Below are 25,552 nucleotides of genomic sequence, written 5' to 3'. Positions count from 1 at the left end.
GCTACTGCACCCGCACTCTCGGGTCGACAAGCGTGGTGGCGAAGTCCGCCAGGATGGCGCCGAGGGCGAAGATCACGGAGCCGTAGGCCAGGGTGGCAGTAGCGGCGTTGACGTCCTGCAGCGAGATGGCGTCGATGCTCCACGACCCGACACCCGGCCAGGCGAAGATCTTTTCGGCGAAGAAGCCGCCGGCGAAGATGGCAGGGATGGTGAACGCGATGCTCTGGGCCACCGGAATGAAGGAGACGCGGAGCGCGTGCCGTGCGATCGCCTGGTTGCGGCTCAGGCCCTTGGCCCGGGCGGTCCGGACGAAGTCGGCGTTGACGTTGTCCAGCAGGTACTGCCGCTGCGCAATCTGGTAGGCACCCCAGCCCACGAGCGTGATGGCCACCGTGGGCACCACGTAGTGCGCCGCCAGGTCAAGGAACTGGGGCCAGCCGGGCGCTACGCCCGGAGTGGAGATGCCGGTGACGAAGAAGATCCGGTCCCCTACGGATTCATTGACGTTAATGGCTCCCAGCTGAACCAGGAAGTAGGCAATGGGCGCGGGCACGATGTAGGCAAGGTAGCTGTAGGAGGTGATGACGCGGTCCTGGAACTTGTACTGCCGCGCCGCCGAATAGACGCCGAGCGCGACGCCGATAACCAGGGTCAGGATGATGGACGCCAGGAAGAGGCGGGTGGAGATCCAGACCCGGTCGCCGAACTCGGCGTTGATATAGGCGCCGTTGGGGCTCCGGCCCCAGTCCCAGCGGGTGACGACCCCGGTGAGCCAGTCAACGTAGCGCTCCCATGGGCTGAGGTCCGGGTCCAGGCCCTTGAGCCGCATTGAGTTGGCAACCTGTTCGGGGGTGGGCCGGGGAATGCGTTCCTGCTCCAGCAGCGCCGGCTTGAGGGAGCTCACGGCCAGGAAATAACCGGCGGAGGTGGTAAGGAAGATCATCACCACATAGGTGAGGCCGCGCTTGGCAAGGTACTTGAGCATGGGGTGCTATTTCTTCGGCAGCGCCGCCGGATGCTGGACGGAGGAACACTCCGGTGTCCGCTGGCGTGCCGTGCTGCTGGCCAAATCAACCATCACTGCTGGATCCTTCCGTCGTCCCCGGACAAGCACGGGTTGTGCCGCCTCACCGGGTTCTGCACCAGCGGGTAGCTGGCCTCCCGCAGCCCCAAGGGCAGGTCCTGGTGGACTATGTCGCGGGTCACATTCCAGAGGAAACTATCACAAGCCGTCACCGGAAAAGTGCCGCAATCCCGGGAAATCAGGCGCGCCGTATCAGATCGTTATGAATAGTTCTGTGAAGTTGGTTTGACTGGACGCAAAGGCGTTCCACCGCGTAATCTACGCGCCGCCCGCCACCCGTGTGACAAGATCGCGCCAGGAAGTTGCCAGCCGGCCGGTGGTGACCCCATGCCCGCGGACGAGGTGGAGGAGCCGTTCAGCGTCCAGGGTGGCATTGAGGGATCCCGCCATCAGCCATGGTTCAGGGGAATCGACGCCGGCTTCGCGCAGGAGCAGCTCCACGTGCTGGTTCCAGAGCGCGGCGGCCGGGACGTCAAACCTATCGCGGGAGGCGTGGCCGGCGGCGAGGACCAGGTCCCCGTATTCCAGCACGTAGGCGATCCGCTCGGCGCCGAAGGCGATGAGCCGGTCAAGCGGCGCGGCGCCTGGCCCCAGGGGCGGGGGGCCGAACAGAACGCGGGCCTGGAAGGCGGCCTCCGAGTCATCCAGCAGCGTCAGCATCAATCCCGCCCGGCTGCCGAAGCGGCGGAAGACGGTGCCCTTGCCAACGCCGGCGTGTTCCGCCAGGCGGTCCATGGTGAGTGCCGCCACCCCGCCCTGCCCAATCAATTCCCGGGCAGCCAGCAGGAGCCGTTCCCGATTCCGGGCAGCATCGCTGCGTTCCGCGGCCGTTACCGGTGTCATTCCCGGCCGCACTGGGATGGAACTCACAAAGACAGTGTAGCCACCGGGAATAGAACCGGACTACGGTCCGTTTAGTCCAGTGAAGGCTTCCTAGCCTCCTTTCCTAACCGCACGCGGTCCCCGCCGCGACCCTAGCCAGGAGTTTCCATGACCAAGAGCACCGTCCTTACCCTTGTGGGCAGCCTCCGCGCCGAGTCCACCAACCAGAAGCTGGCCGAAGCCATCCAGCTCAATGCCCCTGAGCAGGTGGACGTCGTGATTCACGAGAGCCTGGGCAACATCCCGTTCTACAACGAGGACATCGACGTGGAGGGCCAGGTGCCCGCTGCCGCCGCCGCACTGCGCGCCGCCGCCGAAGAGGCCGACACCCTCCTGCTGGTCACGCCCGAACACAACGGCACCGTTCCCGCCGCCCTGAAGAACGCCGTCGACTGGCTGTCCCGCCCCTTCGGCGCCGGCGCCCTGGCAGGCAAGCCCACCGCCGTCGTCGGTACCGCGTTTGGCCAGTACGGCGGAGTGTGGGCCCAGGACGAGGCACGCAAGGCCGCCGGCATTGCCGGCGCGCAGATCCTGGATGACGTCAAGCTCGCCGTCCCCGGCTCGATGGTGCGTTTCGCCGAAGTCCACCCCAAGGACGACGCCGAGGTAGTGGAGCAGATCAAGGGCATCTTCGACGTCCTGGCCGCAGCACCGGCAGCCTAGGCTCCCGCGCAACCTGCGCCCGGCACGCAACTCCGCGTGCCGGGCGCGGTGCGTTAAAGGGCACTTCCAGGGCCGTGACCAACTCTTGTCCCAACCGGTACCTTCCGGACATCCGGGCAGGCAGGGGCAGCCGTAGCGTTAATCCACTGGACCTACCGGATCGGATTGCGGTGCCCCATGGCAAAAAGACGGAGTTGGGGCGGCGGCCCCGGCAGCCTGGCGGCGGCAGCGGGCTGCCTTGCGCTGCTGCTGTCCGCCTGCAGTGCCCCGCTCCCCCAGCTCGAAGGATCTTCCCTGCCCGCGCCCGGCGGAACTGCCACAACCAGCGCCGCCCCGCTGGCCCTCCTGCCGGCCACGGTGGGCGGCAGTACCCCCGGCGCGCAGTACGGACGGGCGGCAGAAGAGCCGGAAAACCTCCCGCAAGGAACGGCAGTGTCCACGCCTGGCAGGAGTGCTGCCGCGGCCCCGCCGGTAACGGCGTACTTGGTGATGGTGGACGACGGCGGCAGGCACGGCGTGCGCTTTGGCTGCAACGACAGCCTGGTTGGCCTCGCCCCGGCAGGCGGCGCCGGGGATGCCGGGCTCAAGGCGGCAATCGGAGCCCTGCTGGACGGCGAACAGCACCAAGGTGGGCTGTTCAACGCGGTGGGCGGCTCCCGGCTGAAGTTCCTGTCCGGCAGTTTTGACGGCACCACGGTCACGGTCTACCTGGCAGGCACCCTGAAGCCCGGCGGGACTGCGACATTCCCCGCATAGAGGCCCAGCTCACCCAGACGGCCCTTCAGGCAGTGGGAGCCATCAGGGCCGACATCTACATCAATGGCGAGGCCCTCGCCGATTTCCTGAAATTAAAGTAGGCCGCTCGGTCAATCGTTGATAAACAAGTGTTGCTTTGCAAGCAACAAGTAGCTGTATCCTGACTCTGTGACCCACGAAACACTTGACGCTTCAGCAGGTACGCTGCCCGCGGAGGCCATTGACGCGATCGAGCGTGCCGCCACATCCGCACACCGGCATGAGGAGCTCTTTTCCGAGCGCGCGGCAAACATCCGGCAGTCGGCAGTCAGGGACGTCTTCGACATCTCCCTGCGGCCGGGCCTGGTGTCCCTGGCGGGGGGAAGTCCCTACCTGCAGTCGCTGCCCCTGGACCGGCTGGCAGCAACGGCAGCCAAAATCATCGCGGAGGACGGCCTGACCGCCCTCCAGTACGGGGCCGGGCAGGGAACGGCGGAGCTCCGCGCGCAGATCTGCGAGGTCATGGCGGCGGAAGGAATTTTGGATGCCCGGCCGGAGAACGTGGTGATCACCGCAGGTTCCCAGTCGGCCCAGGACGTGGCCACCAAACTCTTCTGCAATCCAGGTGACGTGGTGCTGGTGGAGGACCCCACCTACGTGGGTGCGCTCAACACGTTCGAGTCCTACCAGGTCCAGGTGGAGACCGTGGAGATGGACCAGTACGGGCTGGTTCCGGAGCTGCTGGAGGCCCGGATCGCCGCCCTGCAGCTTGCCGGGAAAAGCGTCAAATTCCTGTACACCATTCCCAACTTCAACAATCCGTCCGGCATCACCCTGGCCAGGGAGCGCAGGCAACAGGTGGTGGATATATGCCGGCGCGCGAATATCCTGGTGCTGGAGGACAACCCGTATGGCCTGCTCCGGTTTGAAGGGGAGCCGCTGGCTCCCCTGCGGGCGGCAAACCCTGACGACGTGATCTACCTGGGGTCCTTCTCCAAGATTTTCGCGCCGGGACTGCGCATCGGCTGGGCGCTTGTGCCGGAGCACCTCCAGCGACGCTACTACCTGGCGGCGGAGTCGGTAACGCTTTGCCCGCCTGCCCTGAACCAGATGCTGGTCTCGGCGTACCTGCGCGGGTACGACTGGAAAGGTCAGATCAAAACCTACCGCGGGCTGTACGCCGAGCGCTGCCGTGCCATGCTGGCCGCCCTCAAGGAATACATGCCCGCGGGGACCACCTGGACCAGCCCGCAGGGCGGCTTCTTCGTCTGGGTGACGCTGCCTGAGGGCGTTGATACCTACCCGCTGCTGCACAAGGCGATCGATGCGGGCGTCGTGTTTATCCCCGGCGCCGCCTTCACGCCGTCGGACGATCCGTCCAACAAGCTGCGGCTCGCGTTCAGCGCCGTACCTCCCGAAGCCATCGCCGAGGGAGTGCGCCGGTTGGCGCCGGTGCTGCAGGAAGCCATTGCCGCGCTGTAGCGTAAGCCACACGAGTGCCGAAAACCGAGCAAAGGAGCATGCATATGGCTGGAATCATTGTTGTAGGGGTTGACGGCAGCGAGACCGCGAAGAGGGCGGCGCAGTCAGCCAAGGACCTGGCGGCAGCCCTGGGCGCGTCCCTGCACGTCGTGTCCGCCTTCGACAGCGACAAGACCGAAGTGTTCGGCAGCGGCAGCGACCGCTGGATCGTCTCTGACGCCGACGCCGCGGAGCAGGTTGCCAGGACGGTGGCGGAATCGCTGGGCCGCGACATCACGGTGACGTATTCTGCGGCACGGGGACGCCCGGCCGACGCCCTCATCAAGGAAGCCCTGCGGATGGATGCACGGATCATCGTGGTGGGAAACCGGCGCATGCAGGGCATCGGGCGCGTCCTTGGCAGCGTGGCCAACAGCGTGGCCCACAACGCGCCCTGCGACGTGTACATCGCCAACACCTACGACACCGACTAATCCCTCAGGACTGGCTGCTGGCGTAACGGCGGACACGCCCCGTGGTGGCGGATATCGCTGCGGGGGGTGTCCGTTCTCACCGCCATATCACCGTTTCGGCTGCTGGCGCAAAGATAAAATTGGAGGAGGCCCCAAAGGCGTGGACACTGACGAATCCACCCCCAGCGAAGGGCTCCCCTTGATCACCTTGCAGCGCCGCCAGCTCGTTGGCCACGACATCCTCCTGGCCCGCCACGGCAACCACATCTCCTCCATGCGGGTGGACCGCAGCAACGGCAGGGTTGTTGCACTCCTCGATGACGGCACCCTGGACAGCGCCCCCAACCTGATCGCGCCGGGGCTTGAGCTTCCCCAGACCGTGCGGAGCGTCCTGCGTGAGGACTGGAAGCTCCTGGGCGCGTGGGCCGGCATGGCGGCCGTGATGGGCGGCTTGATGACCGCAGCCGCGGTGGTTTTGGGAACCACGGCTGATCCTGCCCTGCTTGAGGCACTCACCGCCTACTCCGCGTACTAGGACGGGCGCCTCCCGGCACGGATGCCTTCAGGCCACCAGCAAGCCCTGCAGCAGCCACCAGGTTCCGGCCATCACCATCCCGCCATAGAGCGAACCGGCCACCACCTGCGCCGGAGTATGAGCCCGCAGGACCACGCGTGACCAGCTGACCGCGGGAACCAGGAGCAGCAGCGGCGCCCAGGCGGGGCCGAGCATCAGCACCAAGACGACGGCGGCGCAGGACACGGCAGCGGCGTGGCCGCTCATTTTCCAGAACGGACTGACGGCCGCCAGGACCGCTACTCCGCCCACCACCGCCAGGACCATCGCGGTCACACTCCGGGGCGCGTCCACGGCGTTCAGCACCAGCAAACCCACAGCAATGCAGCCCAGCGCCATCAGGAGCACAGGGGCGCGCTGCTTCCGGTCGCTCACGTGGTGGTCGGTGACCTTTCCCAGCCGGACCAGCACCAGCAACACCAGGAGCGGAACCACACACACAAAGAGTGCCGCCAGTGCCCCGTAACCGATGGTTTCTGGGAATCCGGCCTCCGGCAGGGGGCTGACCAGCAGTTGGATGCTGACCACCACCGGCGGCTGGAAGACCTCCGTCAGCCACTTGGCGGCGTGGTTCCTGACCCGGATGGAGCCGCTGCTTACCGTCACTTCCTTGTCCAAGATCTGGCCCAAGGGCCCTAGTCCAGGAGGAGCGCCGGCTCTTCCAGGATGGCCGCGACGTCGGCCATGAACCGGGCCGACAGATCACCATCCACCACGCGGTGGTCGAAGGATCCTCCCAGCGTGGTGATCCAGCGGGGAATTACCTCACCGTCCAGGACCCAGGGCTTTTGCTTGATGGTTCCGAAGGCGACGATGGCCACCTCGCCCGGGTTGATGATGGGCGTGCCGGTGTCGATGCCCAGGGCGCCGATGTTGGTGATGGTGAGCGTGCCGCCCTGCATCTCGGCCGGCTGGGTCTTCCCGGCCCTGGCAGTGGTGGCCAGGTTGTTCAGCGCGAGGGCCAGCTCCTTCAGGGACAGGTCCTGGGCGTTCTTGATGTTGGGGACCATCAGTCCGCGCGGGGTTGCAGCGGCAATGCCCAGGTTCATGAAGTGCTTGACATGAATTTCAGCCGTGTCGGAGCCTTCGTTGTCCACCCATGAGGCGTTCACGCTGGGGTTCCGGGCGGCCGCCCAGATGACGGCCTTGGCCAGGATGAGGAGCGGCGAGACCTTGATCCCCTCGAAGTCCCGGGAGGCCTTGAGCCGCTTGACGAATTCCATGGTGCGGCTGGCATCGACGTCCACGAAGATGCTGACATGCGGCGCGGCGAAGGCGGATTCCACCATCGCCTTTGCCGTGGCCTTGCGGACGCCCTTGACCGGGATGCGCTCCACGCGCTGGTCCTGCGGTTTTCCGGCCTTGCCCCAGAAGCCGTCTGCCTTGTCCAGTTCGGCGTCGCGCTGCGCCTGGTAGCTGACCAGGTCCTCCCGCGTCACCTCGCCCCGTGAACCGGTGGCAACAACATCCGCGAGGTCGATGCCCAGGTCCCGGGCGATTTTGCGGACCGGCGGCTTGGCCAGCACCCGATTGACCAGGCCCGTAATGGTGCCGCCAAGGGTGGGCCGGTTGTCGACGGCGGCGGGTTCGGTGGCGGTCACAGCAGCGGGCGTGTGCGGCTGGACGGGCTCGACCTGCGGGGCGTTGACGGTCACGGCGGCGGCCGGCGTGGTCTTCCGCGGGCGCCGCTTGACGGCATCGGCTTTGGGGCCGGAACCCACCAGCGGACCGGCGGCCGGGGCACTTTCCCCAGTGCCGCCGTCGGCCGCTGCCTCCTCTGCAGCGTCCTCCGGGAGCTTGCCGTAAAGCGGCTGCACCGGCGTTTCGTGGGCAACGGGCGCCTCCGGTGCGCGGACGTCTGCCGGCGTAGGATCGCCGGAGACGTCGTCGCTGACGCTGATGATGGCGGTGCCGACGTCCACGGTCACCCCTTCGTCCACCAGCAGTTCGCTGACCGTTCCGGCGAACGGGGACGGCAGTTCCACGATGGACTTGGCGGTTTCAATCTCGCAAAGGACGTCATTGATGGCCACGGCGTCGCCCGGCTTGACCTTCCAGGAGACGATTTCCGCCTCGGTGAGGCCCTCGCCGACATCAGGCAGGTTGAACTTGTTCAGGGTCATGGTGTCCTCAGTAGGAGAGGGCGCGGTCCAGCGCCTCCAGGATGCGGTCGATGTCCGGAAGGTAGTCTTCCTCCACCTTGGCAACGGGATAGGGCATGTGGAATCCGCCGACGCGGATCACCGGGGCCTCGAGCGAGTGGAACGCACGTTCACTGATGCGGGCGGCGATTTCACCGCCGATTCCACCGAACGTCGGTGCCTCGTGCGCCACGATCAACCGGCCGGTCTTTTGGACGGACGCGGTGACGGTGTCGAAGTCGATCGGCGAGATGGACCGCAGGTCGATGACTTCCACACTCCTGCCGTCCTCGGCCGCGGCGTTGGCGGCGGCAAGCGCCACGGGAACCAGGGGACCGTAGGCAACCACCGTGGCATCGGTGCCTTCACGCAGCACGTGGGCCTTGAACGGGTCTTCCGACGGGCCCGGGGCCTGGACGTCGACGTCGCCCTTGAGCCAGTAACGGCGCTTGGGCTCGAAGATGATCACCGGGTCCTGGCACTCCACGGCCTGCTGGATCATCCAGTAGGCGTCATGCGGGTTGGAGGGGGTGATGATGCGCAGGCCCGCCGTGTGGGCGAACAATGCCTCGGGGGATTCGGAGTGGTGCTCCACGGAACCGATGCCGCCACCGTACGGGATCCGGATGACGACGGGAACCGTGAGGTTGCCGTGGCTGCGGGCGTGCATCTTGGCCAGCTGCGTGGTGATCTGGTTGAAGCCGGGGAAGACGAACCCGTCGAACTGGATTTCGCAGACCGGGCTGTACCCGCGCAGGGCCAGGCCGATCGCGGTGCCGATGATGCCGGATTCGGCCAGCGGCGTGTCCACCACCCGGTCCGGGCCGAACTCGCCGATCAGGCCGTCCGTCACCCGGTAGACGCCGCCCAGGGGACCGATGTCCTCGCCCATGAGCAGGGACTTGGGGTTGGCGGCCAAGGCGGCCCGCAGACCCTCGTTAATGGCCTTGGCGATGGTCATGGTGGTCATCAGTGGCCTGCCTTTGCTGCCTGCCCGGCGGACTCTTCCTCGCCGGCGAATCCTGCACTGTACTCCTCGAACCACGCCAGTTCCTCGGCCACCAGCGGGTGCGCCTGGGCATAGACGTTGGCGAAGGCCTGCCGGATGTCCGGGTCTTCAAGGTCATGGGCGGTGCGCCGGACATACGCGGCCAGCTCATCGCCGTCGGCTTTGACCTTGGCGAAGAAGGCATCGTCCGCAAGATCCTGGGCACGCAGGTACTTCTCGAGCCTTGCCAGCGGATCCTTGGCACGCCAGGCGTCTTCCTCCGTCGACGGGCGGTACTTGGTGGGGTCGTCGGCGGTGGTGTGGGCGCCCACGCGGTAGGTGAACGCCTCAATGAGGACGGGACCGTTGCCCTGGCGCGCATGCTCCAGCGCCCACTCCGTGACTGCGTGTACGGCGATCACGTCATTGCCGTCCACCCGGATCCCGGGGAAACCGTAGCCCTTGGCGCGGTTGGAGAGCGGCACCCGGGTCTGGACGTTGGTGGGTACCGAAATGGCCCAATGGTTGTTCTGGCAGAAGAACACCACCGGCGCCTTGTAGGAGGAGGCGAACACCATGGACTCGTGTACGTCGCCTTCAGAGCTGGCGCCGTCGCCGAAGTAGGCGATGACCGCTGCATCCGGCTGCTCTTTGGCTCCGTCCGTTGCGGCGGCGAGCTTCTGGTCGCGCTGGATCCCCATGGCGTAGCCCACGGCGTGGAGGGTCTGGGCAGCCAGGACCAGGGTGTAGAGGTGGAAGTTGGTGTCCTTGGGGTTCCAGCCGCCATTGGAGACTCCCCGGAACTGGCGCAGGAGTTCGGCCAGATCCACGTTGCGGGTAAGCGCGACGCCATGCTCCCGGTAGGTGGGGAAGATGTAGTCCTGAGGCTGGCTGGCCCTGCCCGAGCCGATCTGCGCTGCTTCCTGTCCCGTCAACGGTACCCACAGTGCCAGTTGGCCCTGGCGCTGAAGAGCCGTTGCTTCAACGTCGAACCGGCGGATGGCGGCCATGTCCGCGTACAGCCCGCGCAGGTCCTCCTGGGTCAGTTTGTCCGCGTAGGCGCTGAAGACCGGATCGGTGCCCAGCTTCCCGTCCGGGCCGAGCAGCTGCACCATCTGGGCCGCGGGCTCGCCCATAACGGCCTCAGCATCGGCTTCCCGCTGGTCGTCTACCGCTGTTCCGTCGAACTCGGTGGAAGGCAGATGAGTGCCCATACCGTCTCCTTGCTTGCCGCATCCGGATGCAATGCAAATGTCGCTGGGATATATGCCTCATAAGGAATAGATTCCCTTCACGGCATATACATTGGCTTACTGATCCTAACTTTATCTTCGGTAGGTAGCGGGCGGGCTACTTGTTAAGTGCTAGGAAGTTGCCGGCGCCTTTGTATAGTCGGCACACAACTGGAGGAACCGGGTGTTCGCCTCCGGTTCCCCGATGCTGACTCTCACACCCTCCCCGGGAAAGGCCCGCACGGAGAGCGCGCGGGTCCCTGCCAGCTCCGCGAAAGCGGCACTTTCAGCACCAAGTGCAAGCCATACGAAGTTGCCCTGGGCGTCCGGAATATCCCATCCGAGCTCCCGGAGACCCGCCGTGACCCGCGCCCGTTCATCCACCAGTTTTTGTACCCTTTCCACAACCTGGGCGTGATTCCCAAGGGAAACAATTGCGGCTTTTTCGGCTATTTGGGACACGGCGAACGGGGTTGCCGCAACCCTCAGGTACTGCGTCAATTCCGGATGGGAGACGCTGTACCCAACACGCAGGCCGGCCAGGCCGTGTGCTTTGGAAAAGGTCCGAAGCACCACCACGTTCGGGTATTTGCGGTAGAGGTCGATCCCGTCGACAGCGTCAGCGGCCCTGACAAATTCCTGGTAGGCCTCGTCAATGACCACCACGACGTCGGCCGGCACGGACCGGATGAACGCTTCCGTTTCATCCGCGGCAAGTGCCGGCCCGGTGGGGTTGTTCGGTGTGCAGAGGAGAATGACTTTGGTGCGGGCGGTTACGGCGGCCGCCATCGCTTCCAGGTCATGCCGCCCGTCCGCGCTCACGGGGATGCGAACGCTTTCGGCACCCGCAAGGCCCACGCTGATGGGGTACGCCTCAAAGGAGCGCCAGGCATAGATGACTTCATCCGCCTTGCCGTCCTCGTTCTGGCCGGCAAACGCGGCAAGGATCTGGTTCAGGGCGCCCAGGCTTCCAGCCCCGGTGACGATGTCTTCGGCGGGCACGCCAAGGAATTCCGCCAGGGCTGCCCGGAGCTTGCTGCTGAGCGGATCGGGGTACCTGTTGAAGTCCGTCTGGTTGGCGATCGCCTCGAGCACGGCTGGAATCGGCGGCAGCGGGTTTTCGTTGGATGACAGCTTGTAGCTGGCCAGTCCATTGACGGTGGCCGGCGGCTTTCCTGCGGCGTAACGGGGCAACCGGTCCAGCACAGGGCGGGGTGCGATGCCGCCGGCCCTGGTCTCAGGTGAAGTCATGGCTTCTAGCCTACTTCCAGGGTCCCAGGGGGATCAGGGAGCAACCCAATGAAATTGAGGGCATGCTGCCGGCCGCTCACCAGGACCGATATGGAACCATGGTGCCATGGGTTCACTTATCCTCCGGGTCATCGTCAATGCCGCAGCTCTTTGGGTGGCCAGCTGGATCCTGCCCGGCATGGACATCTCAAGCACGGCGGCATCGGATGCGGTGGCCAGGACGGGCATTTCACAGGACACCGACACCATTGGGATTGTCCTGGCCTACCTCTTTATCGGCCTCATCTTCGGTGTGGTTAACGCCCTCGTGCGGCCACTGGTCAGGCTCCTGGCACTTCCCATCACCATCCTGACCCTCGGCCTGTTCGCGATCGTGATCAACGCCGCCATGCTGTACCTGACAGCCTGGATCAGCAGTTACACGCCCGTGCACCTCATCATCGATTCCTTCTTCTGGACTGCTGTCCTTGCCGCGATCATCATCTCCCTGGTCTCACTGGTGGCGGGCTTGCTGCCGGGCGGCAGGCGCTGAGTCCGGGCGGGGATTGGAACCCGAGTAGGCGGGCAGGCGGAAACAGGTACCGACTAGTGCCGTCCCCGTAGGCAATTCCCAAAACTTCAGTACCCGCCACCCATGACCCCCAAGGCACGGGCCGCTTAGGCTGCCAATCGGGCCCCTCCAGAGGCCTGCTTCCTGCCAGTTTCGAAACACGGGGGCCCACGAATGAAGCCCATCAAAATCCTGCTTGCCGCCTGCCTGCTTTTGGCTTGGCAGGTGGGCCCTGCACAGGCGGACGCCGAAGCCGGGCCGGTACAGGAGGCCGCCGCCGCGCTGGGAAATGACATTTCGTGGCCGCAGTGCGGGAGCGATCTCCCGGCGCCCCCGGCGTTCGCGGTGGTGGGTGTCAACGGCGGGAGGCCGGATACGGTCAACCCCTGCCTGGCGGCCCAACTGGCCTGGGCGGACCAAACGTCAGATGCAGCCGGGGGAACTCCCGCGGCGGTATATGTGAACACCGCCGCAACAGGACCTGTGGATTCACTATGGTGGCCGGCAGCCAACACTTACCGCGGCATGGACATCATTAATCCCTATGGGGGGTGTGATGGCAGTGAAACACCTGCCTGCGCCTACGTTCACGGTTACGCCATGGCCTTCAATGACGTGGAGATCCTGAAGGGTTCGGGCGATGCCGCGGTGCGGCGCGTGTGGTGGCTGGACGTGGAAACCGGCAACAGCTGGCTTTGGGACAAGGCCGTCAATGCTGCCGAACTGGAGGGCATGACCGCGTATCTGACGAGCACCGGTGTGGAAGTGGGGATCTATTCCACCGAGTACCAGTTCGGCGAAATTGTGGGCGAGGTGGGTCCGGGCAGCAACCTCTACCGGCTGCGGAATTGGCTGGCGGGCGCGGAATCCACTTCCTCTGCCCGGGAATACTGCACAGCTTCCCCGCTCACGTCCGGCGGCACCGTGGCGCTGACCCAGTTCACTGAAGGCGACCTCGACTACAACTATCGTTGCCCCCGCGCTCCGGTAACGGCTCAGCACCCCGACCCGCAGCCGGCTCCGCAACCGGAGAAGGCGCGCAGCAGAGCGTACGCGGAACTGCACGCCGCTCAGATCTCTTGAACCCTGCTGATCTGGATGGCGGCAGGGTTCTGCCTGGCAGCCGTTCCCAAAAGGCACATTCCTACCTGGCACCCGGCTGCGGCCGGCCTGAAAAGGGGTCCCTGCGTTCCCGGGGAAGGGCAGGCGGTGGCGGCTTGGCCAGGGAAAACCTGGTGGCAGTAGCAGCACCGCCCGCGCCAAGGACACCGCCCAGCACGGCCGTCGACTGCATCAGGGAAGGGTCCTTGCTGGCGGCCACCAGCCGGGCTGCCTCCTGGTACCCGCCGAGATTGTGGCCCGGTCCCAGTCCGGCCTTCTCTCCACCGCGGACATAAAGGTCATTGGTCACTGTCACCGTGACTTGGTTCCGGGCGTCCCGGTTGTCCATGCCGTCGCTGCCCGGAACCCAGTCCGTGCGGTGCTCCAGGTGGAGGGTGCTGACGTCGGGGGGAGGCGTGATGCGTGAAATGGGCGACCCTGCAGTCAGGACGTACTTCATGTCGTACTCCTTCAGGAACTCCCGGTCTGCCGCCAAGTTCATGGCGTGGATGCCGCCCTGGCTGTAACCCACTGCCACCACGTCCGCCCCCGGCTGGGCACCGGCCGCCCGGAGCGCCTGGAGGACAGCGGCATTCACCTGCCGGGAACTGCTGCCCAGGGCATCGGCAATCCCGGCAAGATCGAAAGGATTGGTGCCTTCGTCTTCGTCATTCACCTGGGTTCCCGGTACCACCACCACGTATGCCTTCGCACCCCTGTTGTCCACCTCGATGACTTCGATGTAGCCGCTGCCGCGCTCCTCCACCAGCCTGACCCGTTCAAGCAGGCCGGCGGGAGTGGAGTCCAGGTAGATGGGCACACGTTCCTGCTGCCGGGCCGTAACCGCGCCCGGGCGCAGCGCGGGGTTGATTCCCTCAACCAAAGACTTCAGCAGCGGCAGGTTGGTGACCGCATTCGCCACCAGCATCTCCATGGCATCTCCATTGAGGAATCCCGTCCGCCAGAAGTCCACATGCTTCTGGAGTTCAACATCCGGATCCGACAGGCCCAGCATCCACTGCGTGTGGGCGGCCGATTCGGCCATGTCGTAGTCCCGCCTGCAGCTGCGCACCTGGCTGCTGATCCGCTGCAGCTCCAGCCGGACCAGGAGGACCGCGTCCCGCGCCTCCCCCACGGCAATGAGCGCGGCAGTCCCCGTGGTTCGCGGCTGGTTCTGGTAGGAACCAAGCTCCTGCCACGTCCCGGAAAGTTCCGCCTCGATCGAGGCGAGGCGGGCGGCGAGTCTGTCGAGCTTTCCGGCCCCCACATCCAATTCCTCCAACTGGACGGTGATGCCGCCCACGCCACCTGAAATTGTCAGGATGCCGTCCGGGGGCGGGGGTGAGACGTGGATGGGTCCTCCTGAGCCGGCGGGTGTTGCCTCGGCCATCAGAAACGGTTGCCAGGCGAACAATCGGCGGTCAATGCGGCACGCGCGTGGGCGGCCACTGCGGCAGAGGCTTCCCGCAGCCGGTCCAGCGCCCTCCGGACCGCCACCGCCTGCAGGCTTACCGAATCGCGGTACGCCTGCCCGGCGGGTGACTCCCAGTTCGTTAGTTGAATCTCGTGGAATCCGGCAAGTACCTCTTCCGTCCTGTCGGAGCACTGCGCCACCCTTCGGCCCAGTTCCTGGACTTCAAGGCTGACGCCCAGCCCCTGGCCCCATATTCCGTCCGTCAGATCGTTCCCCATGCCAGCTTCCCGTCGCCGCCTCGCGGGCGCATGATTCGCCCTGACCTTGCTGTTTCCAACGCTAGGGATGGTCTCTTCCCGGGGTAAGCACCGCCGCAGGCTATGTGGATAAGTAACGTGGATACCGGGCTTAAGGCCGCGCGGGACTTCATGAAAGAATCAGCACATGCCTGAAACTGCCGCCACAGCTGATACCCGTACGCCCTCAGGACGCCTGGCCCTCGCCGCGTCATCGGAAAAAATCGCGCTCGGACCCCTGGACGGCCGCTACCAGTCCGCCGTCGCGCCCCTCGTTGACTACCTGTCCGAGGCAGCCCTGAACCGTGACCGCGTTGCCGTGGAAGTCGAATGGCTCATCCACCTGACCAGCAACAATGTGCTGCCGGGCGCCGGGCCCCTGAGCCGGGAGCAGCAGGACCAGCTCCGCGCCGTCGTCACCGAATTTGACGCCGCCTCCGTGGCCGAACTCGCAGAGATCGAGGCCGTCACAGTCCACGATGTCAAGGCCGTGGAGTACTACATCGGCCGCCGCCTGCCCGCGATCGGCATCGAAAACCTGACCGCCATGGTGCACTTCGGCTGCACCTCCGAGGACATCAACAACCTGTCCTACGCGCTCGGGATCAAGGGTGCCGTGGAGGACGTGTGGCTTCCTGCAGCAAGTGCCCTGGTGGCCCAGATCAGCAAGATGGCGGAGGACAACCGGGCCGTCCCCATGCTGTCCCGGACCCACGGGCAGCCGGCCACCCCCACCACGCTGGGCAAGGAGCTGGCTGTCATCGCGCACCGGTTGACCCGCCAGCTGGACCGGGTGGCAAAGACGGAGTATCTGGGCAAAATCAACGGCGCCACCGGCACTTACGCCGCCCACGTTGCGTCCGTACCGGGCGCCGACTGGCAGCACGTCTCCAAGTCCTTCGTTGAAGGGCTCGGGCTGACCTGGAACCCGCTCACCACGCAGATCGAGAGCCACGACTGGCAGGCAGAACTGTATGCCGACGTCGCGCGTTTTAACCGCATCCTGCACAACGTCTGCACGGACATCTGGAGCTACATCTCCATCGGTTACTTCGCGCAGATTCCTGTTGCCGGCGCCACGGGTTCGTCCACGATGCCGCACAAGGTCAATCCCATCCGCTTCGAGAACGCAGAAGCGAACCTGGAGATCTCCAACGGCCTGCTGGACACCCTGGGCGCAACCTTGGTCACGTCCCGCTGGCAGCGGGACCTCACAGACTCCTCCAGCCAGCGAAACATCGGCGTGGCCTTTGGCCACTCGCTGCTCGCCATTTCGAACGTGGCCAAGGGCCTGGAGCGCCTGGACGTCGCTGAGGACGTGCTGGCCGGAGACCTCGATACCAACTGGGAAGTCCTGGGCGAGGCCATCCAGATGGTCATGCGTGCCGAGGCGATCGCCGGCGTCGAAGGCATGGAAAACCCCTACGAGCGGCTCAAGGACCTCACCCGGGGCCAGCGCGTCGACGCAGCACGCATGCGTGAGTTTGTGCAGGGTCTGGGCCTTTCCCCGGACGCCGAGGCACGCCTCCTGGACCTCACGCCGGGCAAGTACACGGGCATCGCTGACCAGTTGGTGGACCACCTGAAGTAAGCCCCGCAGCAGGGCAGGAACGTACGACGGCGGCGCCGGGCTCCCAAGGGGGCCCGGCGCTTTTCTGCGCCCCGGCGGCGTGACGACCCTTTCCGCCGTGCGTCGGCCACCTTCCGGGGTGCGAAACTGGAACCATGAAGTTGCTCCTGATCCGCCATGGCGAAACCCCCGGCAACGTGCTGGGCCAGTTGGATACCGACCACCCCGGCCCCGGACTGACCGAACTGGGCGAACGCCAGGCGGAGGCGATGGCGCGCTCCCTTGCCAACGAACGCATCAGCGCCCTGTATGCCTCCACACTGATCAGGACCCAGATCACCGCTGCACCGCTGGCGCGGCTGCACACCCTTGATATCGAGGTACTGGACGGGCTGCACGAAATCGAGGCGGGGTCGCTGGAAAAACTCACCGACCACGAATCCCACAAGCGGTACATGGGGACGGTTATCTCCTGGGCGGCCGGGGACCTGGATCTCCGGATGCCTGCAGGTCCGGACGGCCACGCCTTTTTTGAACGGTTTGACGCCGCCATAGCCGAAGTGGCCCAGCGGGCCGAAAGACAACAGCATGGCACCGTTGCCGTGGTGAGCCATGGTGCCGCGATCCGCACCTGGGCCGGACTCCGGGCGGACGGCGCCGACCACGAATTCGCCGCCCGCCACGTCCTGGCCAACACCGGGATCGTGGCCTTGGAGGGCGACCTGCGTGCGGGCTGGAACCTGATCCACTGGGACGGGAGCCCGGTGGGAGGCCTTGCCCTCGCAGACCCCACCGCCGAGGACCCTACGGGGCGGGACGTGTCCGCTCCCTAAACCCGCTGCCGGTGGCGCCGGGGCGAAAATATGCGCATTGCCCTGCACGGGACTGCGTCCGCCTGCACCCGCTGGGGGCTGTAGCTGCGCTGGCCGTCCCGGCTTCCTTCTCCGGGCACTGGCACCACGGGAATCAGGCGGGCGGCCATCGCCGCGGCGCCTGCCGCCGTCGGCCGTTCCCTGGGATCCATGGCGGTGAGGGCACGCAGCAGGACGGACCATTCGCCTAGCTGGTCCGGAACGTCCGGGGACCGAAGGGTCCGCGCCACGAGGGATTCGATGGCGGTGCCCGGAAACGCCTTGGAGCCGGTGAGAAGCTCCAGCAGGACCAGGCCCATCGAGTACACATCCCAGGAGGGTTCCACTGCGCCGCCGGATGCCTGCTCGGGGCTCATGTAGTGCACCGTGCCGAAGGAAATTCCGGGTTCGGGCGCAGACCCCGCCGCGGCGGCGATGCCAAAATCAATGATCCTGACGGGACTTCTGCGCAGGCCGCTCAGCATCAGGTTGGCCGGTTTGATGTCCCGGTGAACAAGTCCGTTGGAGTGAACATGCGCCAGCGCGCCGAAAAAATTCCGTGCCCAAAGCGCAACATCGGCCGGACCGGGGTGCTGTCCCCGGATGGTTTCGGCCAGGCTCGTGCCGAAAGCCAGTTCCTCCACCAGAAAGGGGCGCCCGGAGTAGAGCCCGCCCCCAGGCATGACGCCCTGGGCGAGAAGCCGCGCAATGGAGGGGTGGTTGAGCTTGGCCAGCACGTCAGCCTCATTGCGGAGCCGCTGGTGCTGCTTGCGGCCATTGGCTGACGCGATCTTCACTGCTGCATCAGGACCACCCTCCAGGTCAACCGCGCGAAAGACCTCGGCAGCGGCACCCCGGCCCAGGCGTTCCCTGAGCTGGTAGCGCCCGGCAATAAGACCGCCGGCCCCGGGTTTCATCGGGTCAAGCGGAAGTGCCGGCGCTGCTGGCGCCGCAATGCTCATGCGGAAAGGGTGACGGAGGCGCGCGGTGCGCGGAGATCAGCTGCAGGCCAGGCGTCCAGCTGGAACCCGCAGGCGCAGCGCCATACTGGCGGAAGCTCAACGCCTCCCGTATCGGCTGGCCCGAACGTGTAGCTGGCACCTTCCCATCCCACGGCCGGCGTCACCAACTGCATGGCGGCACCGCAGTGGACCGCCGGCTCTCCCTGCGGCGCAATGGTGCCGTCCAGGGGAACTTGCAGCAGCCCGCTCGTCACGTACGGCGCGGCAGCGCCGGGACGGGGCGGTGAAACTTCGGTGAAAGAAACCAACACACTCACGACTCCGTTGGGAAGCAACTTTGGGACGATCGTAAGCTTACATATAACTAGCTCATCTAGCTAGTCCAGCTAGTGAATTTTGCTGTTTCCGGCTTCAGGAGCGTGAAGGGCGTCGGTCATCCGCTGGAGGAAATCGACCACCACGCGCGCCTCCTCAGCGGTCAGCCCTTCAGCTACCTGCATCATCCGGCGATGCATGGCACCAAGCGTTTCGCGGACTTCCTTGTCCGATTCGACCGTGGGGATGACAACCACCGAGCGGCGGTCGGTGGGGTGCGGCTCGCGGCGAACATGTCCGCTGGCCACCAGCCTGTCAATCAGGGAGGTAGTGGAAGCGCTAGTAATGTTGAGGAAATGGCTCAGGTCCTTGGGGACCACCTGCTTGCCGGAGGCCTGCACGCGCAGCAGGTACCGGAGTGCAAGAATGTCGGTTTCCCCCATGCCCATGGAATCCCTGGTGGAGCGGCGGACTTCCGTCTCCGCTGCCCGATAGTCCCGGAGTGACTTCAATACCGCAGCACTGTAGTCCAGCTGCCCGTCAGGTCCGTACCAGTAACCGGATCCCTCGTTGCCCATAGAAACCATGCAATTATTTTAGAGCAACTGGTAACTAGACTGCCAAGCAACCCTCGAATGCGTTCCAACTGCTCGTTATCCAGGTGCTAACCGCCAGGAAACACCTCCGTAACTCCTCCCGCCTAGCCTTATCAGGCATACCCCTCCGGCGAATCGAGGCAGATATGCAGACCAATCCAAGGCTGAACATCCGGCAGGTCTCCTGGTCCCACCCTGTTGGCGCCGACCTCCGCCGGGCCCAGCAGGCCGAACTTGACGCCCGCTTTGGCCGGCCTGACCACGAACCCGGCCAGCCGCCGTCGGGCGCCGACTGCGCAGTCTTCCTGGTGGCATACGACAAGGGCTCCGGGCAGCCCGTGGGCTGCGGGGGACTACGGCTCCTCGATTCATCAACGGCCGAAATCAAGCGTCTCTACGTCTTGCCCTACACCCGCGGGTCCGGCGTAGCCAGCTCCATCCTGGCAGCCCTCGAAGCGGAGGCACACAAGCAGGGGATCACCCGCATCAAGGCGGAGGCAGGGTCAGCGCAACCGGACGGCCGGAACTTCTACGAGAATTCGGGGTTTGAGGCCATCCCGAACTTTGGCCCCTACCTGGGGGTGGAACACTCCTACTGCTACGCCAAAAGCATCAATGCCCGCAGCGCGGCCCACACCGCCATGGCCTAGAACCGGAGCCCTGGCACCGCGCGTCCTGCAGGCGTCACCCGGCACCGTCACACTGGGAGTGCACGCGGTCCTGTCAGCTAATCTCAGCCTATGGAAACAGCGGACATCACTTTCCGGACCCGCAAGTGGGTCCGGCCCGAGGACCTCAACGCCAACGGCACGCTCTTCGGTGGCAGCCTGCTGAAGTGGATTGACGAAGAAGCCGCCATCTACGCCATTCTCCAGCTGGGAAACGGCCGCGCCGTCACCAAATACATCTCGGAGATCAACTTCGTCAGCTCCGCCGTCCAGGGCGACCTCATCGAGATGGGCCTCACGGCCACCCGGTTCGGACGGACCTCCCTGACCATGCGGGCCGAGGTCCGCAACATGATCACCCGGCAAAGCATCCTCACCATCGAGGAGATCGTCTTCGTGAACCTGAACCAGGACGGCAAGCCCGAACCGCACGGCTACACGGAGATCACCTACGACCGGGACCGGATCCCCACCCATCACCTGACCGGTACCGTCGCTAAGGACTAACGTTCGCCCCTGGTTCACACCCAGGGCCCCCACCGTTTTCCCAACTGGGCCAACGTGGGCAGCCGGGCTGTTTATCGAATCGATAGCTATAACAGCCCGGTTTTTGTCATGCCCGGCTATAGGCTGTGCGGACATGCTCCGATTCCAGTCCAGAAATGAGTCCTGATCGTGCGTAAATTGCAGACTTTGGTTGCCGCCGCCGTCGCCGTCACCCTCCTCGCCGGATGCGGTGGTGGTTCCACTCCGCCGACGTCATCGGGGGAAGCGACCGGCGCTCCGGCAGGTGGTTCCGGGGACACTTTGGTTGTCTATACCAACTCCAACGGAGAGGGCCGGGGCGATTGGCTGGCCGGCAAGGCGGCAGAGGCCGGGTTCAAGATTGAGATCGTGGGGGCCGGCGGTGCCGATGCCACCAACAAACTCATTGCCGAGAAGAACAATCCCATTGCGGACGTCGCCTTCGGCCTGAACAACATGTACTTCTCGCAAATCAAGAACGAGGGCGCATTGGAGGCCTACCAGCCTGCCTGGGCCGGTGATGTGGACAAGGGACTCGGCGATGGGGAGACGTACTGGCCCCTGGTGAAGCAGGCCATCCTCCTCGGCTACAACTCGGACAAGATCAGCAAGGACGCCGCGCCAAAGGACTGGACGGACCTGTGGACGAAGGACGAGTTCAAGAGCCGCTACGAGCGGGTCACCGGCCTGGGCACGGCCACGGCGCAGCTGGTCTTCGCCGGCATCCTCTCCCGGTACCGGGACGACTCCGGGGATCTGGGTATCTCGGACGACGGATGGAAGCAGGTTGAGCAGTACTTCAAGAATGGCAGTCCCGCCGTTGCAAAAACTGACCTGTTTGCCCGCATCGCCTCCGGCGAAGTGGACATGGGCCAGATGCCGTCCTCGATCATCGCCGAGCGCGAAAAGTCCTTCAAGGTGAACGTCGACACGGTCATCCCTACCGTTGGCGTCCCGCTGGCGGTGGAGCAGATCGCACTGGTGAAGGGCACCAAGAAGAAGGAGCAGGCGCAGAAATTCATCGACTGGTTCGGCAGCGCCGAGGTTCAGGGCGAGTTCGCCCAAAAGTTCAATTCCATGCCCGTCAACAAGGCTGCCCAGGCAAAGGCAAACCCCGACGTCGTGGGCTTCTTTGCCGATCTTAAGCAGCAGGACATCGACTGGGGCTTCGTCCAGAAGAACATGGGTGCCTGGGTGGAGAAGATCGAGCTCGAATACATGACGTAACCTGCCCTGCCAGCCGCCGTTCCCGCGTTCCATCAGACAGGTATGCCATGATTCGTTTGGAAGACATTGAAGTTACCTTTGGCGGGTTCACCGCCATTCCTAACCTGGACCTGCATGTCCGGCCCGGCGAGTTCTTCACCCTCCTGGGACCCTCCGGTTGCGGAAAGACGACGGCGCTGCGCACCCTGGCCGGATTCATCCAGCCGTCCAGGGGTACGGTCCGTGTCGATGGCAAGGATGTGACCCGCCTTCCCAGTGATAAGCGGCAGGTGGGCATGGTGTTCCAGAACTATGCCCTGTTCCCGAGCATGAGTGTTTGGGAAAACATCGCCTTCGGACTCCGGGTCCGGAAGGAAAAACCGGCAGACAGCGACGGTCTTGTGCGGGACATCGCACGGCGCGTCGAGCTCAGCGATGAACAGCTGGCGAAGAACGTGGCGGAGCTGTCCGGCGGCCAGCAGCAGCGGGTTGCCGTAGCGCGGGCCCTGGTGCTGCGGCCAAAAATCCTGCTGCTGGACGAGCCACTGTCCAATCTTGACGCCAAGCTCCGCCACCAGCTGCGCCAGCAGCTCAAGGACCTGCAAAGCGAGTTTGGCATCACTACCGTCTATGTCACCCACGACCAGGACGAGGCACTTGCCATGAGTGACCGCGTCGCGGTCTTCAACAAGGGCGTCATAGAGCAAGTGGGTACGCCGCAGGACATTTACGACCATGCGGCTACTGAGTTTGTCTGCAATTTCATCGGCGACAGTTCCGCGCTTACACCTGAATTTGTCTCGGAGGTCAACAGGCTCTCAGGCGCCGGCCTCAGCGCCGACGCCAGATCCTACCTGCGTGTGGAAAAGGCCTCCCTTGACCGCCCCGCTGACGGAGGCACCGCCGTCGGACTTCCCGCCACCGTTGTTTCCCGCACCTACCACGGCCTGCACAGCCGCTATGTGGTGCGCAGCCACGGCGCGGACATCCGTCTCCTGGTCAGGGAGGACGGAAGCACCCACCCGGAGTCCGGCACGAACACAACCGTCTACGTCCAGCCTGAGCACATCCTCCAGTACCATCCAGGCAGTGGTGCCGCACTACGCCAGGACCAGGCGGTTGCCCTGCCATGAGCACCAACGCCACAGTGCGCAGCATGGGCCGATCACCCTTCGTCCTGGTGGTGGGCGTTGTCCTCACCTGGTTCATTGCCGCGTTCCTGGTATGGCCCAACGTCAACATCCTGATTGCCACCTTCTTTCCTGACAGGAGCTTTTCGGGCCGCGCCGCGGAGAAACTGTTTTCCTCGCAGCGGGCCATGAAGGCATTGGGCAACAGCTTCCTCCTGGCCGTGGCTCTGTCTGTCACCGTCAACCTGGTGGGCGTCTTCATTGTCCTGGTCACCCACTACTTCCGGATCAGGGGCTCGCGCATCCTCTTCCTGGGCTACGCCTCCACCTTCATCTACGGCGGCATCGTGCTGGCCGCGGGGTACAAATTCATCTATGGCGACAAAGGAATAGTCACCACACTGCTGGTCAAGCTGATCCCCGGAATGGACCCGGCGTGGTTTTCCGGATTTTTCGCCGTCCTGGTAGTCATGACCTTTGCCACCACCACCAACCACATGCTGTTCGTCGCGAACGCGCTCAAGTGCATTGACTACCAGACCATCGAGGCCGCGCGGAATCTTGGCGCCTCAACCTGGACCATCCTGCGGCGCATCGTCCTCCCAATGCTCAAGCCCACGCTGTTCGCCGTCACCATCCTGTCGTTCCTCACCGGCCTTGGCGCCTTGAGTGCCCCGCAGGTGCTGGGCGGCCGCGATTTCCAGACCATCACGCCGATGATCCTGACGTTCACCAACAGCCCCACATCGCGGGACCTGGCGGCGCTGCTGGCCGTGATCCTGGGCCTGGCCACCATGCTGATGCTCGCCGTCATGTCCCGGCTGGAGAAGGGCGGCACCTATTTCTCGGTGTCCAAGGTGTCCTCGGAGCTGCAGAAGCAGGACATCATCAATCCCGCAGTAAATGTGGCCGTGCATGGCGTGGCATATGTCCTGTTTGCCGTCTATACGCTCCCGGTGGTGTTGATCGTGCTTTACTCGTTTGCCGACGGCGCAGCCATTCAGACGGGGCAGCTGTCGCTGGCGAACCTGACGCTGGACAACTACGTCCGCGTCCTCACCCAGCAGTCCGGGCTCCGTCCGTTCATCGTCAGTGTTGTGTACAGCGCCCTGGCCGCCGTCATCGCCGTCGGCGGACTGCTCTTCGTGGCCCGGCTGCTGCAGAAATACAAAAACTGGTTGGCCTCAGCCTTCGAGTACCTGTTGCACATCCCGTGGATCCTGCCGTCCGCGCTGCTGGCCCTGGGCCTTATCGTCAGCTACGACCATCCAAACCCCTTGGTGGGCGGAGCCGTGCTCACCGGAACAACCGTGATCCTGCTCATCGCCTTCGTCACTGTGAAGATTCCATTCACCCTCCGGATGCTCAAAGCGTCCTTTGCCTCTGTGAACTCTTCGCTGGAGGAGGCTGCTGCCATCATGGGCGCCAAGACTATGTACGTCTTTCGGCGTATCCTCCTGCCGCTGGTGCTCCCGGCCGCAGCAGCCATTACGGCCCTGAACTTCAACAGCCTCCTGGACGACTACGACACCGCCATCTTCCTGGCCCATCCGCTGGTACAGCCGCTCGGCCTGGTGATCAAGGCCAACACCGACGGGGCTGAAGGCACTGAGGGCGTCGCGAACACGTTCGTGTATACGGTGCTCCTCATGGTCATCACCGGGGTGACGATGTACCTGGTGTACGGCAGGTCCGGGCGGCGCAGGGCCAGAAAGCAACTGCCCACGGACTCTCCCGGCCGGCAGGCCTCCGGCCCGGTACTTCCCGGCACCCAGGCCCCGGACGAGGACGACGTTACACGCCCGGCCGCTGCCGTCCGCTGACTACCTTCCCGCACCGCTGCCGACGGCGGCCCGCTTGTTCCGCCGTCGGGCCAGGTTGAGCAGGCGGTCGCGGAGCGGCTGGCCACGGTCAGCGAGGGCTACCCGTCCGAGTGCCGAGGAGGCGAGGCTCACGGCGCGCGTCCGAAGCCGCCGCCTGATGTCAAAGGCACGGAGTGCCTGGTTTTCGGGCAAGGTGTTGAGCAGGTCTGCGAGTGTTACGGCGTCCACCAATGATTCGCAGGCGCCGCGGCCAAGGGTGGGCATCATTGCGTGTGCCGCATCCCCGATGAGCACTGCCCGGCCCCGGACGTAGGAGTGCAGATGCGGCACTGTCCACAGGCGCTGGACCAGGCATGCCTCCGGAGTGGCTGTGGCCAGCGCGCGCCGGATGGAAGGCGCATGGCCGGCGTAACGCTCCCGGGCCTGTTCCAGCACTAACGGCACATCGATTCCGTACGGGCCAAGTCCGGACCGGTAACTGGCGTACCAGAAGGACCCGCCCCGGGCGGCTGCCATGCCGAACAAGTCGCCGCGGCCCCAGTACTCGCCCACCTCGTCCGGGGCGACGGGAGTCGGGAGGGTCCCCCGGAGGGCAAGGTAGGGCGTCAGGCGGGCATCTGTTCCGGGGCCCCACGCCTTGCTGCGGACCACACTGTGTACGCCGTCAGCGCCCACCACCAGTGCCCCGTCCGTGGGCAGTTCGCGTATTTGGCCGGTGATTCGATGGACGCTTGCAGGGACGGCGGCGTCGAGGAGCTGCAGCAGGTCGGCCCGGGAGATGCCGAACATGTCCCCGGCATCGACGGTGATCCACGGTTCGCCCTGGGCGTTACGGACCGATCCGCTGCCGAGGACCGGGCTCACCACCCGCGCCTGGTCCAGTATCCCCAGCCGGGCCAGGGCGCGCTGGGCATTGGGCCACATCCCCAACGCGTTGCCCACTCCGGGCAGCTCCGGCCGCTTTTCGTACACGGTCACGTCGAAGCGGCCGGCGTCCAGGGCTGCCGCAAGGGCAAGCCCGGCGATGCCGCCACCCACGATCGTGATGGTCTCCATGCCCG

28 protein-coding genes are annotated in these 25,552 nt (G+C 65.2%); 14 read left to right on the top strand and 14 right to left on the bottom strand.

The features are described 5' to 3' along the window. Position 1 precedes the first annotated feature (1 nt). The 3 genes from QFZ60_RS21160 to QFZ60_RS21150 form a co-directional block, all read right to left on the bottom strand. Entirely contained in the window at positions 2–985 is a 984-nt protein-coding gene (locus QFZ60_RS21160; RefSeq protein ID WP_307093029.1) for an ABC transporter permease, read from the bottom strand. 92 nt (positions 986–1,077) lie between these two features. After that, a complete protein-coding gene (locus QFZ60_RS21155) occupies positions 1,078–1,206 on the bottom strand; it encodes a hypothetical protein (protein WP_268815550.1) in 129 nt (42 codons plus the stop codon). 136 nt (positions 1,207–1,342) lie between these two features. Further along, a complete protein-coding gene (locus QFZ60_RS21150; protein WP_373427702.1) occupies positions 1,343–1,954 on the bottom strand; it encodes a TetR/AcrR family transcriptional regulator in 612 nt (203 codons plus the stop codon). Positions 1,955–2,074: 120 nt separating this feature from the next. On the opposite strand from QFZ60_RS21150, the gene QFZ60_RS21145 reads away from it, so the two are divergent. The 5 genes from QFZ60_RS21145 to QFZ60_RS21125 all read left to right on the top strand — a co-directional run bounded on the left by QFZ60_RS21145 (position 2,075) and on the right by QFZ60_RS21125 (position 5,833). Then, positions 2,075–2,629, top strand: a complete 555-nt coding sequence (locus QFZ60_RS21145; protein ID WP_307093027.1) for an NAD(P)H-dependent oxidoreductase — start codon at positions 2,075–2,077, stop codon at positions 2,627–2,629. Between the two features lie 177 nt (positions 2,630–2,806). Beyond that, positions 2,807–3,385, top strand: a complete 579-nt coding sequence (locus QFZ60_RS21140; RefSeq protein WP_307093026.1) for a hypothetical protein — start codon at positions 2,807–2,809, stop codon at positions 3,383–3,385. A gap of 168 nt (positions 3,386–3,553) precedes the next feature. After that, entirely contained in the window at positions 3,554–4,846 is a 1,293-nt protein-coding gene (locus QFZ60_RS21135) for a PLP-dependent aminotransferase family protein (protein WP_307093024.1), read from the top strand. Between the two features lie 44 nt (positions 4,847–4,890). Next, positions 4,891–5,319 carry a universal stress protein gene (locus tag QFZ60_RS21130; protein WP_307093021.1) on the top strand — a complete coding sequence of 143 codons (429 nt, stop codon included), beginning with the start codon at positions 4,891–4,893 and terminating at the stop codon, positions 5,317–5,319. 178 nt (positions 5,320–5,497) lie between these two features. Next, positions 5,498–5,833, top strand: a complete 336-nt coding sequence (locus tag QFZ60_RS21125) for a hypothetical protein (RefSeq protein WP_307093421.1) — start codon at positions 5,498–5,500, stop codon at positions 5,831–5,833. A gap of 27 nt (positions 5,834–5,860) precedes the next feature. On the opposite strand, the gene QFZ60_RS21120 is transcribed toward QFZ60_RS21125, so the two are convergent. The 5 genes from QFZ60_RS21120 to QFZ60_RS21100 all read right to left on the bottom strand — a co-directional run bounded on the left by QFZ60_RS21120 (position 5,861) and on the right by QFZ60_RS21100 (position 11,484). Then, positions 5,861–6,493: a phosphatase PAP2 family protein gene (locus tag QFZ60_RS21120; RefSeq protein ID WP_373427729.1), complete on the bottom strand. Its 633-nt coding sequence runs from the start codon at positions 6,491–6,493 to the stop codon at positions 5,861–5,863. A gap of 14 nt (positions 6,494–6,507) precedes the next feature. After that, a complete protein-coding gene (locus tag QFZ60_RS21115; RefSeq protein WP_307093019.1) occupies positions 6,508–7,995 on the bottom strand; it encodes a dihydrolipoamide acetyltransferase family protein in 1,488 nt (495 codons plus the stop codon). A 7-nt stretch (positions 7,996–8,002) separates the two neighbouring features. Beyond that, on the bottom strand, positions 8,003–8,983 hold the full coding sequence (locus QFZ60_RS21110) for an alpha-ketoacid dehydrogenase subunit beta (protein WP_307093017.1): 981 nt from the start codon (positions 8,981–8,983) through the stop codon (positions 8,003–8,005). Next, positions 8,983–10,215: a pyruvate dehydrogenase (acetyl-transferring) E1 component subunit alpha gene (gene pdhA, locus QFZ60_RS21105; RefSeq protein WP_307093016.1), complete on the bottom strand. Its 1,233-nt coding sequence runs from the start codon at positions 10,213–10,215 to the stop codon at positions 8,983–8,985. The genes QFZ60_RS21110 and pdhA overlap by 1 nt, the downstream gene beginning before the upstream one ends. Positions 10,216–10,365: 150 nt before the next feature. After that, positions 10,366–11,484, bottom strand: a complete 1,119-nt coding sequence (locus tag QFZ60_RS21100; protein WP_307093015.1) for a histidinol-phosphate transaminase — start codon at positions 11,482–11,484, stop codon at positions 10,366–10,368. 106 nt (positions 11,485–11,590) lie between these two features. On the opposite strand from QFZ60_RS21100, the gene QFZ60_RS21095 reads away from it, so the two are divergent. Together QFZ60_RS21095 and QFZ60_RS21090 are read left to right on the top strand one after the other, a co-directional pair. Then, the gene (locus tag QFZ60_RS21095; protein ID WP_307093014.1) at positions 11,591–12,016 is read left to right on the top strand and encodes a phage holin family protein; all 426 of its coding nucleotides are present in this window, start codon (positions 11,591–11,593) and stop codon (positions 12,014–12,016) included. A gap of 192 nt (positions 12,017–12,208) precedes the next feature. Next, a complete protein-coding gene (locus QFZ60_RS21090; protein ID WP_307093012.1) occupies positions 12,209–13,117 on the top strand; it encodes a hypothetical protein in 909 nt (302 codons plus the stop codon). Between the two features lie 61 nt (positions 13,118–13,178). Here the strand turns inward: QFZ60_RS21090 and QFZ60_RS21085 are convergent, their stop codons facing one another. Both QFZ60_RS21085 and QFZ60_RS21080 read right to left on the bottom strand, forming a co-directional pair. After that, positions 13,179–14,525 (bottom strand): hypothetical protein, encoded by a 1,347-nt coding sequence (locus tag QFZ60_RS21085; RefSeq protein WP_307093010.1) that lies wholly within the window; start codon positions 14,523–14,525, stop codon positions 13,179–13,181. Continuing rightward, complete coding sequence (locus tag QFZ60_RS21080; RefSeq protein ID WP_307093008.1) at positions 14,525–14,827, bottom strand: hypothetical protein; 303 nt, start codon at positions 14,825–14,827, stop codon at positions 14,525–14,527. Before QFZ60_RS21080 ends, QFZ60_RS21085 begins: the two co-directional genes overlap by 1 nt. Positions 14,828–14,993: 166 nt before the next feature. Between QFZ60_RS21080 and purB the strand changes: the two genes are divergently transcribed. Both purB and QFZ60_RS21070 read left to right on the top strand, forming a co-directional pair. Further along, positions 14,994–16,436 (top strand): adenylosuccinate lyase, encoded by a 1,443-nt coding sequence (gene purB / locus QFZ60_RS21075; RefSeq protein ID WP_307093007.1) that lies wholly within the window; start codon positions 14,994–14,996, stop codon positions 16,434–16,436. Positions 16,437–16,570: 134 nt separating this feature from the next. Then, positions 16,571–17,248, top strand: a complete 678-nt coding sequence (locus QFZ60_RS21070) for a histidine phosphatase family protein (RefSeq protein ID WP_307093005.1) — start codon at positions 16,571–16,573, stop codon at positions 17,246–17,248. On the opposite strand, the gene QFZ60_RS21065 is transcribed toward QFZ60_RS21070, so the two are convergent. The 3 genes from QFZ60_RS21065 to QFZ60_RS21055 all read right to left on the bottom strand — a co-directional run bounded on the left by QFZ60_RS21065 (position 17,245) and on the right by QFZ60_RS21055 (position 19,130). Next, positions 17,245–18,228, bottom strand: coding sequence for a serine/threonine-protein kinase (locus QFZ60_RS21065; RefSeq protein ID WP_307093003.1), 984 nt, complete (start codon positions 18,226–18,228; stop codon positions 17,245–17,247). The two genes, QFZ60_RS21070 and QFZ60_RS21065, sit on opposite strands and share 4 nt — an antisense overlap. After that, positions 18,225–18,545: a hypothetical protein gene (locus tag QFZ60_RS21060; protein WP_307093002.1), complete on the bottom strand. Its 321-nt coding sequence runs from the start codon at positions 18,543–18,545 to the stop codon at positions 18,225–18,227. Before QFZ60_RS21060 ends, QFZ60_RS21065 begins: the two co-directional genes overlap by 4 nt. A 69-nt stretch (positions 18,546–18,614) precedes the next feature. After that, positions 18,615–19,130 (bottom strand): MarR family winged helix-turn-helix transcriptional regulator, encoded by a 516-nt coding sequence (locus QFZ60_RS21055; RefSeq protein ID WP_307093000.1) that lies wholly within the window; start codon positions 19,128–19,130, stop codon positions 18,615–18,617. A gap of 155 nt (positions 19,131–19,285) precedes the next feature. Here QFZ60_RS21055 and QFZ60_RS21050 point away from each other — a divergent pair, with 155 nt between their 5' ends. From QFZ60_RS21050 to QFZ60_RS21030, 5 genes are all read left to right on the top strand, one after another. Next, on the top strand, positions 19,286–19,789 hold the full coding sequence (locus QFZ60_RS21050) for a GNAT family N-acetyltransferase (RefSeq protein WP_142118465.1): 504 nt from the start codon (positions 19,286–19,288) through the stop codon (positions 19,787–19,789). 90 nt (positions 19,790–19,879) lie between these two features. Beyond that, a complete protein-coding gene (locus tag QFZ60_RS21045) occupies positions 19,880–20,314 on the top strand; it encodes an acyl-CoA thioesterase (RefSeq protein ID WP_082566804.1) in 435 nt (144 codons plus the stop codon). A 168-nt stretch (positions 20,315–20,482) separates the two neighbouring features. Next, positions 20,483–21,559 carry an extracellular solute-binding protein gene (locus tag QFZ60_RS21040; RefSeq protein ID WP_307092999.1) on the top strand — a complete coding sequence of 359 codons (1,077 nt, stop codon included), beginning with the start codon at positions 20,483–20,485 and terminating at the stop codon, positions 21,557–21,559. Between the two features lie 47 nt (positions 21,560–21,606). Further along, the gene (locus QFZ60_RS21035) at positions 21,607–22,671 is read left to right on the top strand and encodes an ABC transporter ATP-binding protein (protein ID WP_307092997.1); all 1,065 of its coding nucleotides are present in this window, start codon (positions 21,607–21,609) and stop codon (positions 22,669–22,671) included. Then, positions 22,668–24,491 carry an iron ABC transporter permease gene (locus QFZ60_RS21030; protein WP_307092996.1) on the top strand — a complete coding sequence of 608 codons (1,824 nt, stop codon included), beginning with the start codon at positions 22,668–22,670 and terminating at the stop codon, positions 24,489–24,491. Before QFZ60_RS21035 ends, QFZ60_RS21030 begins: the two co-directional genes overlap by 4 nt. On the opposite strand, the gene QFZ60_RS21025 is transcribed toward QFZ60_RS21030, so the two are convergent. Further along, entirely contained in the window at positions 24,492–25,547 is a 1,056-nt protein-coding gene (locus QFZ60_RS21025; protein ID WP_307092995.1) for an FAD-dependent monooxygenase, read from the bottom strand. Positions 25,548–25,552 lie beyond the last annotated feature (5 nt).

Origin of the sequence: Arthrobacter sp. B2I5, from assembly GCF_030816735.1 — a bacterium.
In the GTDB taxonomy this organism is placed as follows: domain Bacteria; phylum Actinomycetota; class Actinomycetes; order Actinomycetales; family Micrococcaceae; genus Arthrobacter.
The sequence above is the reverse complement of the archived record's forward strand: the minus strand, read 5'-3'. Positions and strand labels throughout refer to the sequence as shown.